The sequence below is a fragment of the Crocosphaera chwakensis CCY0110 genome (assembly GCF_000169335.1).
Classification (GTDB): domain Bacteria; phylum Cyanobacteriota; class Cyanobacteriia; order Cyanobacteriales; family Microcystaceae; genus Crocosphaera; species Crocosphaera chwakensis.
On sequence record NZ_AAXW01000001.1, the window covers coordinates 232,121 to 246,579 of the forward strand.

General features: G+C 33.6%; 13 protein-coding genes. 4 read left to right on the plus strand and 9 right to left on the minus strand.

Annotation, left to right across the window (positions count from 1 at the left end):
* Positions 1 to 88 precede the first annotated feature (88 nt).
* Positions 89 to 571, minus strand: coding sequence for a CRR6 family NdhI maturation factor (locus CY0110_RS01200; RefSeq protein ID WP_008272700.1), 483 nt, complete (start codon positions 569 to 571; stop codon positions 89 to 91).
* 103 nt (positions 572 to 674) lie between these two features.
* On the opposite strand from CY0110_RS01200, the gene CY0110_RS01205 reads away from it, so the two are divergent.
* Both CY0110_RS01205 and CY0110_RS01210 read left to right on the plus strand, forming a co-directional pair.
* Positions 675 to 1,424: a DsbA family protein gene (locus tag CY0110_RS01205; protein WP_008272701.1), complete on the plus strand. Its 750-nt coding sequence runs from the start codon at positions 675 to 677 to the stop codon at positions 1,422 to 1,424.
* A 43-nt stretch (positions 1,425 to 1,467) separates the two neighbouring features.
* Positions 1,468 to 2,415, plus strand: coding sequence for an SGNH/GDSL hydrolase family protein (locus CY0110_RS01210; RefSeq protein ID WP_008272702.1), 948 nt, complete (start codon positions 1,468 to 1,470; stop codon positions 2,413 to 2,415).
* Here CY0110_RS01210 and surE read toward each other — a convergent pair.
* From surE to CY0110_RS29145, 8 genes are all read right to left on the minus strand, one after another.
* Positions 2,405 to 3,082 carry a 5'/3'-nucleotidase SurE gene (gene surE / locus CY0110_RS01215; RefSeq protein WP_008272703.1) on the minus strand — a complete coding sequence of 226 codons (678 nt, stop codon included), beginning with the start codon at positions 3,080 to 3,082 and terminating at the stop codon, positions 2,405 to 2,407. The genes CY0110_RS01210 and surE overlap by 11 nt on opposite strands.
* Positions 3,083 to 3,091: 9 nt before the next feature.
* Positions 3,092 to 4,498: a DUF2079 domain-containing protein gene (locus CY0110_RS01220; RefSeq protein WP_008272704.1), complete on the minus strand. Its 1,407-nt coding sequence runs from the start codon at positions 4,496 to 4,498 to the stop codon at positions 3,092 to 3,094.
* 27 nt (positions 4,499 to 4,525) lie between these two features.
* Entirely contained in the window at positions 4,526 to 5,623 is a 1,098-nt protein-coding gene (locus tag CY0110_RS01225; RefSeq protein ID WP_008272705.1) for a mechanosensitive ion channel family protein, read from the minus strand.
* A 120-nt stretch (positions 5,624 to 5,743) separates the two neighbouring features.
* Positions 5,744 to 6,841, minus strand: coding sequence for a hypothetical protein (locus CY0110_RS01230; protein ID WP_008272706.1), 1,098 nt, complete (start codon positions 6,839 to 6,841; stop codon positions 5,744 to 5,746).
* A 5-nt stretch (positions 6,842 to 6,846) separates the two neighbouring features.
* Positions 6,847 to 8,148 carry a histidine--tRNA ligase gene (gene hisS / locus CY0110_RS01235; protein WP_008272707.1) on the minus strand — a complete coding sequence of 434 codons (1,302 nt, stop codon included), beginning with the start codon at positions 8,146 to 8,148 and terminating at the stop codon, positions 6,847 to 6,849.
* A gap of 15 nt (positions 8,149 to 8,163) precedes the next feature.
* On the minus strand, positions 8,164 to 8,367 hold the full coding sequence (locus CY0110_RS01240; protein WP_008272708.1) for a hypothetical protein: 204 nt from the start codon (positions 8,365 to 8,367) through the stop codon (positions 8,164 to 8,166).
* On the minus strand, positions 8,354 to 8,464 hold the full coding sequence (locus CY0110_RS28255) for a BrnT family toxin (RefSeq protein ID WP_085961781.1): 111 nt from the start codon (positions 8,462 to 8,464) through the stop codon (positions 8,354 to 8,356). The genes CY0110_RS01240 and CY0110_RS28255 overlap by 14 nt, the downstream gene beginning before the upstream one ends.
* A 74-nt stretch (positions 8,465 to 8,538) precedes the next feature.
* Positions 8,539 to 9,639, minus strand: a complete 1,101-nt coding sequence (locus CY0110_RS29145; RefSeq protein ID WP_008272709.1) for a pentapeptide repeat-containing protein — start codon at positions 9,637 to 9,639, stop codon at positions 8,539 to 8,541.
* Positions 9,640 to 10,220: 581 nt separating this feature from the next.
* Here CY0110_RS29145 and bicA point away from each other — a divergent pair.
* Both bicA and CY0110_RS01260 read left to right on the plus strand, forming a co-directional pair.
* Entirely contained in the window at positions 10,221 to 11,909 is a 1,689-nt protein-coding gene (gene bicA, locus CY0110_RS01255) for a bicarbonate transporter BicA (protein WP_008272710.1), read from the plus strand.
* A gap of 858 nt (positions 11,910 to 12,767) precedes the next feature.
* Positions 12,768 to 14,453: a glycoside hydrolase family 13 protein gene (locus CY0110_RS01260; protein WP_008272711.1), complete on the plus strand. Its 1,686-nt coding sequence runs from the start codon at positions 12,768 to 12,770 to the stop codon at positions 14,451 to 14,453.
* Positions 14,454 to 14,459: the final 6 nt, after the last annotated feature.

A 14,459-nucleotide genomic window follows, 5' to 3' on the forward strand; every position in this document is an offset into this window, starting at 1 on the left:
AGCAACCAGTGACCAATTAATTCTAATAATTATTAACTGATAATTGTGAATTAACCAAAATATAATTTTTTTAGATTTAATTTAGCTGTCAACTTTTTTTTATCATTTCAAAAAAACTATCCTCAATATCATAACCAAACAGTTGCGCCATAGATTTTAAGCGAAACTGAGAGTAAATACTTTGTTTTTCTAACCAGTCGGATAAAATAAATAACTTATTCATCACAAAAATTTCTAATGCTTCAGGGTTGTATTGAATGCCTTCAACTCGATTAAATTGATGAGGAACTAACATAGCTGCATATCTGGCTATTTCTCCTTGTTTAGCATCTAATAAAAACGGAAACCAAGGATAAATCGTATCAAGACGAACAAACCATAAACGAATTTCAGGAATTTCTGAGAGTTCCCTTGGATCACTTGGTTCACGAGGGTATTGAATATCAAAAGTTAATCCTTGTTCTAAGGACGCGATCGCATTTTTTTCTAATAATGGGTCAATAATTTTTCTAACGGGAGTAATATCTAATGCAGTTAAGTGATCGATTTGTATGGTGATAGTTTCAGTCATAGAATTTTAAATTTAATCTTGCTTCTAATTGATAGCTAATTGACAGTAGGATCATTAATATAATACTGTCAATGATGTAATTAACTGAAGGTTGGAGAGTGCGATGAAAAATGGACTAAATATTTTAATGGCATTATTAGTGATGATAGGTTTAACCTGGATACCTATTATTAGTGTACCGTCTGCACAAGCAGTTATTGAACCTGAACTAGAAAAAACAGTTTTAAACATTATTCGTCAAAATCCTGAAGTCCTCATAGAATCGGTTCAAGCTTATCAAAAACAGCAACAAGAACAACAAAAACAATTCATACAGTCTTTTATATCAGAATTAGAAACGCATCCTCAAACCATTATCGCTGATTCTCCTATCACTGGATCTTTAACTCAAAAGAATATTCTCATAGAATTTTCTGATTTTCAATGTCCTTATTGTCAACAAGCTTATGAGACTGTGAAAACATTTATAGAAAGCCATGATGAGGTAACTTTAGTTTATAAATATTTTCCTTTAAGTAGTATTCATCCTCAAGCGATGGCCGCAGCTAAAGCATCATGGGCTGCAAAACAACAAGGTAAGTTTTGGCCTTATTATGATGCTTTATTTACGCAGCAAGAAAACTTAGGAGAGAAATTATATCTTGAGATTGCTAATAAGTTGAATCTAAATATTAATCAATTTCAACGCGATCGTAATAGTCAAAGGGCTGATGTTGCCATTACGAAAGATATGGAACTCGCTAGAAAAATTGGAATTCAAGGAACTCCTTTGTTTGTGTTTAATGGTCAATTTTTTTCAGGGTCTGTTCCTTTATCTACTTTAGAAAAGGCTATATTACCCATTAAAAATTAGTTGAGGTAGTCTCAAGTTAGACAATTTTTCTATTATCAAAACCATGAAAATTATATTGATCACCCTTGGTATTTTTCTTATTAGTTTACTTATTATTGAAGGTAGCTTACGGTTATTTTTTGGTCTAGGTAAACGTCCTATTTATATTGCTGATGATGAGATAGGCTATTTATTAGCCCCTAATCAAAATGTTCGTCGTTTAGGAAAATTGACTATAATTAATCAATATTCCATGCGAAGTGAAGATATTGAAAAAAGTCTTTCTAATGATACTGTCAGGCTATTTTTTATCGGAGATTCTATTGTCAATGGGTGTTGGTGGACAGATCAAAACGAAACTATTTCCGCATTAGTGAAAGAAGAAATTGAAAAAAAATCATCACAAACCATAGAAGTTTTAAACGCTTCTGCTAACTCTTGGGGGCCGAGAAATCAATTAGCTTATTTAAACCGATTTGGAACATTTAACTCTCAAGTCATCTTTTTAATCATTAATACTGACGATTTATTTGCTACTAAACCAACTCCTTTAAGAGTTGGAACCGATCTTTATTATCCTGATAAACAGCCTATTTTAGCGATAAAAGAAATTTTAGACAAAGTGTTTTATCGTGATCCCAAAATTCCAGGAATGGATGAAATAGTAGGAGAAAAAGGCGATCGTGTGGGATTTAATTTAGAAGCTATTGAAAAAATGAAAGCGATCACAACTAATAATAATAGTCAATTTATGATGGTTTTAACCCCTCTAAAACGGGAAATGAACCCTAAACCTAGAGACTACGAAAAAGTTGCTAGAAGACGCTTACAGGAGTGGGTAGAGGTTAATAATGTACCGTTTATTAACTTCTTACCTATCTTTGCTAAACAAGAAAATATTGATGATTTATACCGAGATCATATTCATTTAAGTCCTTTAGGAAATCAATTAGTGAGTCAAAAAATTAGTGAGTTGATTCTTGAAAATAACAATCAACAAGTTACAATTTAATTAAAGTTACTGCAATATTTCCTGAGAAACAAACGTCCACATCTGTACCTTTTGAGCGTTTTCTTTTGGCGTATTCTCCATGATAATAAAATAAGTCACCTTCTACTCGATAATTAACGGGTAAAGGATGTATACTGCTTTGGCAAAAAATAATTTCAGGTTCTGGAGAATTGGTTTCTAAATGAGGTAAATTAACATTCCAAAAACTACCCGATTCTAATGGTTTATCCCAAAGAATATTTAATACTTTTTCTGTCCATTTAACTGCTAATTCCCAGTTAATAACTAAAGGACGCTTTATCCAATGGGAGATCGCAATACCAGGAATACCATACATTGCTGCTTCTCTAACTGCAGCTACCGTTCCAGAAATATAAACATCAACTCCTAAATTGCCCCCTGCATTAATTCCAGAAAGTACCCATTTTGTCTCTTTGTTAATATGTTTTACTGCAATTCTTGTACAATCAGCTGGTGTTCCATCTATTGCATATTCTGTTAAAGAACGCTTTTCTAAGTGAATGGGTTTATGGGTAGTGACGCGGTGTCCACAACCGGAATGAGGTTGTTTAGGTGCAACAATAATTCCTTGACCCCCTAATGCTTTTGATAAGGCACGAATTCCAGGGGCATCAATGCCATCATCATTGGTTAAAATAATAGTCATAATAGGAATTTACTGCTTAGTTTTTTGACTAAATAAATAAACATCATCTTTTGTATAGGTTAAATTAAAATTATTATTTTGTCCAATCTTTTCTTTAATCGTTTCAATTAATTCTTGAGAACTTTCTCGTCCGAGATATCGTTGATTGAGTAAGATATAATCAAATTGATTTACATCAAAGGATTCAGCCCCATTTTCTGCTAATTTAATCATAGCACGTTGACTTACATGGGGTGCAATATAAGTAGATGTCAAAACATTTCCTTTAGTAGAAATTTTAGTTATTGCTTCGTTGGTTGCTTTCCAAGTATCAAGAGAGTCTAAATAACGAGAGGTAAAATAGCCATATTTAGCTAAAGCTATAAAACAAATTAATGACCAAGTTAATATATATTTATTATGTTGAAACCAGCTTTTTTTTGCTGATAAAGTTATGATTACGGCAACCATTAAAAAAGGTATAATCGGTAATGAATACTGATGTAATAAGTCTTTTTGTAGCACATTTTGTGATAGCAAATTCATGGCTAAAGTTGGAATGGCAGCGATTAAAGGGGTAAGATAGTGTAACGATAATCCCCAAATAATAGGAATAAATAATAATAATAAATATTCTAAATTAGGTAAGTTGAATAATCCTTGAAAGAATAACCAAGGTTTAAAGAGTAAATTTTGAAAAATTTCAGAAAAAGAATTACCCAAATAATTAAATCGTTCTAAATGACGACTAATATTAGCAGTATTATCACTAAAAAGAGGAATAATTAAACGGGTACTAATAATAAACCAGCTTACACCTAAACTAATAGTAATTGAGCCTAATTTTTGTTTTTTTTCAAAACAGAATAACCATAAGCCCATAAATATTATAGTTAAAGATAAAACGCTTTTGCAACTTAGGGTAATAACAATAGCAAAAATAAATAATCCTAAATTATTCCAATAAGCTGCTAAAATTGCCCAGAAAAGAGAACAAACAGCAATAACATCAGGATGAAAGTCAAATAAATTAATATTAAAAATTAAAGGATAAAGTAAATAAACTAAACTCAGAGTTAATGATTTTGATTGAGTTAAACCATAATATTGACTTAAATAATAGATAGGTAATGCACCCAAACTTAAAGCAAATGCTTGGATTAGTAACAACCAATAAACTGAAGAGTAAATTTTATAAAACAAGGCTAAAGGATATAATATTAATGCTGCATGATCTCCTAAAATATGAATATTCAAAAAAGAAGAAATAGGAATTTTTCCTTGACTAATTAAATAGACAGCTTGATCAAAAATAGCTAAATCCCAAGCTGTCGATTGAAATAAAATATGTTTTAAACTACTACAAAAAAAAAGGATAATAATACTAATTACGATTAGAATTAAAATTGAACTAGATTTTAAATAAGATGATTTCATTTAATTTAATTTTTAATATAAAAGTGATTACTGTATATTATAATAAGGATTATCGTCTTTCTGAGGAGGAAAATACATGGATTTTATAGGAAAAGGAATCTCAATACCTTCTGCTTGATATCGTTTATGGAGTTTCTTTAAAAACTGATGTTTTAGTTCTAAATGGTCAAAAAATTCACGCTCATGAATTTTCAAGTAAATGGTTAAATTAATACTAAAGTAATCAAATTTATTATAAAGAATAAACGGTTGACCAATATCTTCTTTTAGATATTCTTCTTCTATTATTTTCTCTTTTAATAAACTATTTGCTACGTCAAGGGTTATGTTTTCAACTGTTTCTAGATTACTATCGTAACCTACATCAAGGGTAACAGGGAGGACAATGGTTTTATTGGGTAAACTAAAATTTTTGAAGCTTCCAGAAATAATTTTTGAGTTAGGAATAATTAATAAGTTGTCGGTTATTTCTCTTAAGACAGTATATTTTAATTCTACATCAAGAACATAGCCACTTTCTCCACTGGCCAAACGAATATAGTCCCCAGGTCTGACCTTTCCTGACATAATAATATTTACCCCAGACATTAAATTTGCTAGGGTAGTTTGTAAAGCTAAACCAACGGAAACACCACCCACTCCCAATGCAGTTAATAGGGGTGTAATTTGAATGCCAATAGACTGTAATATTATTAAAACACCGAGACTATAAATAACAATCTTAGTAATAAATTCAAACAACGATGTTAAGGGAGAAATTCCTTGTTCATCAGTGGTATAAGCTTTAAGTAATCCCACCAATAAACGAGAAACAACTAGGGTTGCAGAACCTAAAAATGTAGCAATGAGGAACTTATTTATAAGAATTTGAATTGCTATAGGAATAGGATAAATATAAGAAGCAACCGCTATTCCTCCTAAAGAAAACCAAAGAATACTAAATCCTTGAATTGAATTAATAATAATTTTATCATATTTCCAGTGAGTTCTAGCAGCTAATTTTTTGATGTTTTTGATTACCCTTCTCTCAAAAAGTATTCCTAACAAGACACTAAATAAAACTACCAATAAAGGACTAAGTATTTTAAAAATGTCTGCTAGACTAATATTAAACCGAAAATTCATGATTATAAATAGTTTAACTTTCTGAAGATTATAATACTGAATTTATAATTAATCAAGTTAATCTCTATGTTAATAATTTAAACTATAGTTAATCTGGTATAATTAATTAACAACTAATAATTAACTAATTTTTGGTAATTTTAAGCCTTTACGTTCTTCGTTAACGAAATGATGCTCTAATTTGGGAGGCAATACTTGCGGAGATTTACGAAAATGCGAAGGAAATAATCGAGAATATTTATTAGGATTAGGTAGTCGTAAATGAGGGTGGTTACTATTTATTTTTTCTGCTAATTCTAAATCATAAATATAACTGTCTTCTGTTTCAGTATCAATCAGTTCAATGGTGCAATTCACAGGATGATAATGCTGAGTTGTGACTGTAAAAGAAGCATGATTTAAGGGGTATCCTTTTAGAGTTTCTAGAATTAACTCCCCAACAATAAAATTATTATCGATGTCATCAGGAATAACTAAAGTATGATTAAAATGACAAGGTAGTTTTTCATCAGATAATGGGTAATCTACTGTCAATAAAATTTCTTCTGTTTCAGGATGAATTAGTTCGTAACTAAGTTTAGCATTTAACGCAATTTCTCCCTGCATATTAACCGCTTCTACCTTTCCTGATAAACTAATTCTTTCTCCAGCATTAATAATAAACCCATCTTGCTCTAAACTAAGATTGAGCAAGCATTTTGACTTTAACGGTTGGGAATTTATCTTTTTATCTTGTGGTTGTTGTTTTTTGTTTAATTGAGGTTCAATTTTCTCTCGCAAAAGTTTTTCTAGTTGGTTTAAATAGACTTGTGCTTTATTATTATTTGTGACTTTATTGTCTGAGGAAAGAGAAGACTTAGAAGGTTTAATTACTGGACGTTGATCCTTGATAGATAAAATATTTAGTGTAATGGTTTCAGTCCAACTCTCTCCTAAAAACTCTGATAAAACATCTCCATGACAACGAATATTCCAAGAGGTTTCGGGAGTCAATTCAGTAAAAGGAAGAACCATCACTAACCCCTGGGAATTAATGCGACGTTGATGATATTGTGCTTCTTGATTTGAGGAATTAATGCGAACATCAACCATAGTATTCAAACGGTTTGATTTTCCCAAAATGCGATATTTTCCAGGTTCTAATTCTAAGTTAGAAGAACTAGCAGGATACCATTTAATATCATCATCTCTTTGGATCAAAAATTCCCAGGATGTCATCTTTGTTATTGTGTGGAGTGGTTCATTGTTCTTTTATGTCTGTCAAGTTGTTCTTTAAGTTCCCCAACTTTAGTAAATAACTCTGCTTGTGTCATTGCTTGTTGTTCTTTGCTTTGCAACCATTTTAGTTGCATTGTCTTGTTTTCTGCTTCTTCCTCTCCTAAAACGATACAAGCGATCGCTCCACTGCGATCGGCCCGCTTGAACTGCTTACCAAACGCACTCCCACTCATGTCTAATTCCACCGTTAAACCCTCTTTCCGCAATTTTTGGGCTAAAATCAACCCTTGCCCTTCGGCTGCTTCTCCTCGTGAAACTAGGTAGATATCTGGGGTCATTTCAGGGGAAGATTGTAATTGCTTGAGTAGAATAATTAACCGTTCCATCCCAATGGCCCAACCCACTGCCGGAGTAGCGTTTCCTCCCAACTCTTCCACTAACCCGTCATAGCGTCCTCCACCGCATACCGTTGCTTGGGCCCCTAAATCGTCGGATATCATTTCAAAAGCGGTATGGGTGTAATAATCTAATCCTCTGACTAAGCAAGGATTGATGTTGTATTCAATGCCGAGATCACTTAGGAGTTGTTGCACTTGATCAAAGTGTTTTTTAGAAGCATCTCCAAGATGTTCTAAAATACTAGGAGCATTTTCATTAATTTCTTTGGTACGCTTATCCTTACTATCGAGAATGCGTAGGGGGTTGCGTTGTAGACGATCTTGGGAGTCGGGATCGAGTTCTTCTTTGTAAGGTAGAAAATAGTTAACTAACGCTTCTCTATATCTTTGTCTATCGTTGCGATCGCCGACGGAATTAATATCTAATTTTAAACTTTGCAGTCCTAACGTCTTCAAGATATCTGTAGCCAAGGCAATCACTTCTACATCTGCCCTCGGATCGGCTGTACCGATTAATTCTAACCCAATTTGATGAAACTGTCGTTGACGACCAGCTTGGGGTCTTTCGTAGCGAAACATCGGGCCACAATACCACAGACGTTGCACCCCACCAGCAGCATAAAGATTGTTTTGTAAATAGGCACGGACAACTCCTGCAGTTCCTTCTGGACGTAGAGTTAAAGAGCGATCGCCTCTATCGCTGAAAGTGTACATTTCTTTGCCCACCACATCCGTTGCTTCTCCTATTCCTCTCTCAAATAAGGAAGTTTGCTCAAAAATGGGGGGACGTATTTCATAGTACATGGCACGACTGAGTATTTGTGTCGCTATGCTTTCTACATATTGCCAGTATCCTATCTCTTCTGGCAGAATATCTCTCGTTCCTGGTAGTGTTTGAATAGTACCCATTGGGGTGTGTTTCGCCTAAAAATTTCCTAGGGTAGATGATACCGTGTTTTGAGTAACATCAGTATTGACTATCTCAGCATTTTCCCAGAAGTTGTCATCTAATTCAGGGATATCTGAGTAGTCTATATCCTCATCAGAAAGTGCTTCTAAACGGGATAATTGTTCTTGACTCAGTTGAGCCTTTTTTTCAGGATCAGGTGTGTAGTTAACCGTTGTCATAACGTTTTACCTCTCTACTGTTAGCTTTTCTTGCTGAAATCAAACGAACCACTGAACCTCTGATGGTGTAAGCTACGACATAAACACGCTGCTCTATTTTTCCAAAAAAAGAACCTAAGTAACGCGATCGCCGTTCTCTTCAAAACTATTAAACTTTCTTTAATTCCAAGATTAGTTTTTAATACTGCCATCTGGCATTACAGTTTTATAAAAAATAGGGTTCTTACCTGAATCTTTTACTACCCAATGATAAACCCAGTAAGCATTTAAGAGATTAGCATTAGTTAAAATAGCTCCCGATAAGTTTGCTCCATGTAAATTAGCACCTTCCAAATTAGCTCCTGATAAGTCTGCATCTTCTAAATTAGCTCTTTCAAGATTAGCACCTGATAAATTTGCGTTTTTTAAGTTTGCATTAAGTAAATAATTTTTTGCTAAATTAGCATTAATAAATTTTGTATTTTCCAAGTTCATATTGTTTAAATAAATACCTCTCAAATCAAGGTTACTTAAATCAGCATTCGCACCTACATAAATTAATTTTGACTTATCTATATCTTGAGGAAAGATAGTTGTATCGCTATAAAAAGCTTCTTCTATTTTTATATTTTTAATATTAGCTCCTTCCAAATTAGTTTGAGTTAAATTTGCTCCTCTAAAATCAGCAGACTCTAAATTGGTATTAGTTAAATTTACTTTATGAAGATGTAAGTTTCTAAAATCACCTCCACTGAAGTCTTTACCACTTAAATTTCCTTTTCTAATGGCGTTACTAAGCATCATATTTGTGAGACTAGAATGAATAATCCCGTAAAACCCATCCTCTGGATCGAAAGATCTAACATAAGTATTTTGATTCTCTATGACCACAACAACACCCGCTGCATTAACATCTGAAGCTTGATCGAAAATTAACAGCCAATTTGGTTCGTATTGTTCTATGATCTCATCCTGAGAACTTAGTTTAAGATTTAGAAAATTCTGAGATTTTTTTAAAGCTTCTTCCAATGGAAGATATCCAAATACGCCTCCAACAGCAGAAATAAAATAATTCCATCCCCCTTTGTCTCCAGAATCATCAATTCCGTTATGCCACTGATATAGCTCATAGATTTCTTTTGGTAAAGTATATGGAAAATTTTTACTAATTTCCCTAATTTGTTGATGAGAAAGTCCTGGCTTTAATCTAGAAACAATTTCAGAATGATATTTTGGTGGATGTTCGATAAGATATTGCTTAATTATTTCTAAGGACTCTATCAAAGCAGACATAACGATGTTTAAACACTGCTAATTCTCGTTAAATTATAATCCAATTCTGCTTTAGCAGTACATTTCAAATTATGAACCAAGGTTCTGACATTCCAAAAATAAACTCTAACTCTTCCCTCATCGATAAGTAAAACTTTTAACTCACCCAAACGTGCTTTTAAAATTCCTAATTTACAATCTGTTACTTGTAATAAAACTTAATTTATTATTGAGAATACTTTTTATTTGTGAACGAATTCATGGGGTTTTTGCGCTATACTCTAATTTTCATAATAGAGTTCTGGTGTCTAATTTTTTCCAAAAATAGGATCAAACCCTGATTACCTCGTCAAAAAAACATTTTTGTCTCTCTCCAACTCTCCCAAAATCACCCCAAAAAAGCCCCAAAATTAGAAGCATTTTGTATATTTTTATTACGAGTAAAAAATTAAATTTGACAAAATTTGCATAATATGAATAAAACAATTAAGGCATATTTATCCCTGTTTTGAGTCCCATTAATTTATGTATTTTGTCAAGGACAATAAGATTAAAACATAGTAAAATCTTGGCATTGCAAACGAGAATATTACTTGTTCAAAATGTCAATAACAAATACGATTCATTTTAGAAATGTCAAGGGCGATATCTTCGGTGGACTGACGGCCGCGGTTATCGCTTTACCAATGGCATTAACCTTCGGGGTCGCTTCTGGTGCAGGAGCGTCTTCTGGGTTGTGGGGAGCCATTTTAATCGGCTTTTTTGCAGCCCTTTTCGGAGGAACCCCTACCCTTATCTCTGAACCCACTGGTCCGATGACGGTGGTGATGACCTCAGTTATTGCTAGTTTAATAGCAACCAATGGACAAGAGCAAGGTTTAGCCATGGCTTTTACCGTGGTCATGTTGGCCGGGGTGTTCCAAATTCTCTTTGGGGTGTTTAAACTGGGGAAATACGTTACCCTCATGCCCTACACAGTGATTTCTGGCTTTATGTCAGGCATTGGAGTTATTCTCATTATTCTACAAATTGCACCCTTTCTCGGTCAAGCGAGTCCAAAAGGGGGAGTGGTTGGAACAGTGCAGAATATACCCAACCTCATCACCAGCATGAATTCCACCACCTACCTAGAAACCCTATTGGCGGTGATCACTGTAGCCATTCTTTTCTTCTATCCTAGAAAGTTGAAGAAATATATGCCACCGCAGTTACTCGCTTTAATTGTGGGAAGTTTACTTGCTGTATCCGTGTTTGGTGACGCTGATATTCGCCGTATTGGGGAGATATCTGTCGGTTTACCCAGTTTACAAGTTCCTACCTTTAGTGCGGCTCAACTGCGACTTATGTTCGTTGACGCTTTAGTATTGGCCATGTTGGGTTGTATCGATGCTTTATTGACATCCTTGGTGGCAGACAGTTTAACCCGTACCGAACACGATTCTAACAAAGAATTAATCGGTCAAGGACTCGGTAACTTAGTCTCTGGTTTATTCGGTGGTATTGCTGGTGCTGGTGCAACCATGGGAACGGTAGTTAATATTCAAACCGGTGGTAGAACGGCGGTTTCTGGTTTAACTCGCGCCTTGGTTTTGTTAGTGGTAGTGTTAGGGTTAAGTCAATACCTACAAGGTATCCCCTTAGCAGTTTTAGCTGGTATCGCCTTAAAAGTGGGTATCGATATTGTCGACTGGGGTTTCCTCAAACGCGCTCATAAAATCTCTGTTAAAGCTGCTCTTATCATGTACGGGGTGATTCTATTAACCGTATTTGTTGATTTAATTGTCGCGGTTGGAGTCGGTGTGTTTGTCGCCAATATTCTCACCATTGAACGTCTTTCTAATCATCGGGCCGATAAAGTTAAAGCCATCACTTATGATGATGAAGAAATCGACCTTAAACCCGAAGAGAAACAGTTACTAGAAGAAGCTAATGGTAAAGTTCTACTCTTCTATCTCAGTGGTCCAATGATTTTTGGTGTTGCCAAAGCTATCTCCCGCGAACATAATCTAATTAATGATTATCAAGCATTGGTGCTAGATTTATCAGAAGTTCCCATTTTGGGAGTAACCTCTTCTTTAGCGTTAGAAAATGCCATTCAAGAAGCTGTAGAAAAAGGTCGTCACGTCTTTTTGGTTGGGATAAGTGGACAAGCAGAAAGCCGTTTAAGAAAGTTAGGGGTAATGGATATTGTTTCTCCTGATAATATTATGAGTGATCGCATAACAGCCCTCAAAGAAGCTGTCATGTCTATTAAGCCATACAAACAAAGTACGATTACTCAAATCAACTAAATATCTTTTTTTACTGATGTAATACTAATCAGGTTTAGATAGTTGTCTTATCTCCCAAATCTACGAGTGTGAGGAGTACGGGGAGGAAGGAGGGATAAAAAGGAATAGAGATTAAAACTTCTGAAAGTAAAAAGATGCTTATCAGAAGTTTTAGTTAATGTAGTTCAATTAACTTGAAGATTTAGAAAAATTTATCTTCTTGATGAGTCAAAATGTTACAATCAGAAGTAGAAAACGCTGTATAAGGGATAATTTATTCTGTATCTACTAAAATCGAATCCCTGAACTGTTTGTTCTACATTTCCTTGCAATAATTTAACAGTACAAACAGTACAAGAACTAGCAGAATAACAATAGGTAATTTCTTCTTTCGTCGTATCTAAAATTAATTAATTTTTCCCACATAAATCGTCTTTTTTTGATTAGTCTTAAGATTAATCAAAGTAATAGAAAATACTTTTTTTAATTGTTCATTGTCTTTCTCGAAGGTAACGTTATGCTCATATCTTGCACCTTCGATAAAAACTAGCTAGTTTAGATAGGGAACAACGAACAGGTAAAAGCATTTAATTTTGATGTTAACTTATTAAAAATTGATTATTTTTTCATGGCTTATTAGGTTTACTTGTACTGGTTTAAGATATCATTTATGAACTAACTGATAAAATTTCTGAATTGATATAAAGAAAATCTTAGTAAGTTTAATTACTTAGATATTTACCTGAAACTTTTACTTTTGATGAATAATTGATTATCTAGTTATTAGCAAAATACAAGCTAATAAGGCATAATGGAATAAAGTCTCTACAATGTCTCACAAAAAACAAACTTTAACTGTAGTAAAGAAACAATTTCAACATGAGAAAAAGTAAAAATCTTAATGATAAAAAATGGTGGGAAACTGGTGTCATTTATCAAATTTATCCCTTGACTTTTGCCGATAGCAATGGCGATGGAATTGGAGATTTACAAGGAATTATCAAAAAACTAGACTATCTTAATGATGGAGATCCTAATAGTGAAACATCTTTAGGAATTGATGCCATTTGGTTATCTCCGATTAATCAATCTCCCATGATTGATAATGGCTATGATGTCAGTGATTACTATGATATTAGTGATGCTTTCGGAAGCTTAAAAGATTTTGATACTTTACTAACTGAATGTCATCGAAGAGGGATTCAAGTTATCTTAGATTTAGTTGTCAATCATACCTCTAATCAACATAGTTGGTTTATAGAATCTAGTAGTAGTAAAGATAATCCTAAAAGTGATTGGTACCATTGGCAAGATCCTGCACCCGACGGAGGATTACCAAATAATTGGTTATCTTATTTTGGAGGAACGGGTTGGACATTTAACGAAACGAGACAACAATATTATTATCATACCTTTAACGAAAACCAACCGGATTTAAACTGGGATATTCCAGAAGTCAAAGCAGCCATTTTTGACATTATTCGTTTTTGGTTAGATAAGGGAGTTGATGGGTTTAGATTAGATGCTTCTAGTGTTTATAGTAAAGATAAATTTTATCGTTATAATCCTATAAAATTTGGTGCAAGTGATAAAAACAACTATAATAATCACCACCATTTATATGATAAAAACTTACCTGAAAATCATCAAATTATTAGAGAGATTAGAAAATTAGTAGATGAATATAAAGATCGGGTATTAATTGGGGAAACTTTTATTGATAATCGACTCTATGAGTCCACCATGTTTTATGGGGTTAACAATGATGAATTACACCTAGCTTTTACCTTTGAATTTCCCTTTAGTCCTTGGTATCCTGGCTATTTACAGCGAGAAATTATCAAAAAAGAACTGATTACCCCCAACGGTGCATGGCCGACTTACTTTTTGGATAACCACGATATTCCAAGACATTTATCCCGTTGGATTGAATGTAGTTTATGTACTAATCCATTAGGAATTGCACAAGCATCTGCTGCTATTTTATTAACCATCCGAGGCACTCCTTTTTTATACTATGGTCAAGAAATTGGCATGGTAGATAATTTAGATATTCCTCCTGATCAAATTAAAGATAATGCTATTATTAAAAGCGATAGCGGAGAATCCCCACCTCCTAGGGATAGTGCAAGAACACCGATGCAATGGAATGATGACGTTAATGCAGGATTTAGCTTTGGAAAAGATGTTGAACCTTGGCTTCCTGTCAATGAAAATTATACAGAAAAAAATGTAGAAAAAGAGTTAAATGATCCCAACTCGTTATTAAACTTTTATCGACAGTTGATTAAAGCAAGAAAAAACAGTGAAGCATTACGGTTTGGTCGTTGGAGTAGTTTAATTCATTATCCTTATGAACATTTAGCTTATACCCGAAAAACTGAAGCTGAAACGGTATTAGTATTGATTAACTTTTCCTACGAAAAAGACTTAACATTAGATGAATATGTTGCTCCTTATACTTGGGAAGTATTAGTATCTAACGAGAGAGAAGTTTGTAAAATAATTGACTTACCCTCCAAGTTATACCCCTTTGAAGTTTCGGTATTAAGACGAGATAATTAATCGTAA

Excerpts from the sequence above, each read along its gene's own strand:
- CY0110_RS01200 (WP_008272700.1), bottom strand. The coding sequence starts at position 571 with ATGACTGAAACTATCACCATACAAATCGATCACTTAACTGCATTAGAT.
- CY0110_RS01205 (WP_008272701.1), top strand. The coding sequence starts at position 675 with ATGAAAAATGGACTAAATATTTTAATGGCATTATTAGTGATGATAGGT.
- CY0110_RS01210 (WP_008272702.1), top strand. The coding sequence starts at position 1,468 with ATGAAAATTATATTGATCACCCTTGGTATTTTTCTTATTAGTTTACTT.
- surE (WP_008272703.1), bottom strand. The coding sequence starts at position 3,082 with ATGACTATTATTTTAACCAATGATGATGGCATTGATGCCCCTGGAATT.
- CY0110_RS01220 (WP_008272704.1), bottom strand. The coding sequence starts at position 4,498 with ATGAAATCATCTTATTTAAAATCTAGTTCAATTTTAATTCTAATCGTA.
- CY0110_RS01225 (WP_008272705.1), bottom strand. The coding sequence starts at position 5,623 with ATGAATTTTCGGTTTAATATTAGTCTAGCAGACATTTTTAAAATACTT.
- CY0110_RS01230 (WP_008272706.1), bottom strand. The coding sequence starts at position 6,841 with ATGACATCCTGGGAATTTTTGATCCAAAGAGATGATGATATTAAATGG.
- hisS (WP_008272707.1), bottom strand. The coding sequence starts at position 8,148 with ATGGGTACTATTCAAACACTACCAGGAACGAGAGATATTCTGCCAGAA.
- CY0110_RS01240 (WP_008272708.1), bottom strand. The coding sequence starts at position 8,367 with ATGACAACGGTTAACTACACACCTGATCCTGAAAAAAAGGCTCAACTG.
- CY0110_RS29145 (WP_008272709.1), bottom strand. The coding sequence starts at position 9,639 with ATGTCTGCTTTGATAGAGTCCTTAGAAATAATTAAGCAATATCTTATC.
- bicA (WP_008272710.1), top strand. The coding sequence starts at position 10,221 with ATGTCAATAACAAATACGATTCATTTTAGAAATGTCAAGGGCGATATC.
- CY0110_RS01260 (WP_008272711.1), top strand. The coding sequence starts at position 12,768 with ATGAGAAAAAGTAAAAATCTTAATGATAAAAAATGGTGGGAAACTGGT.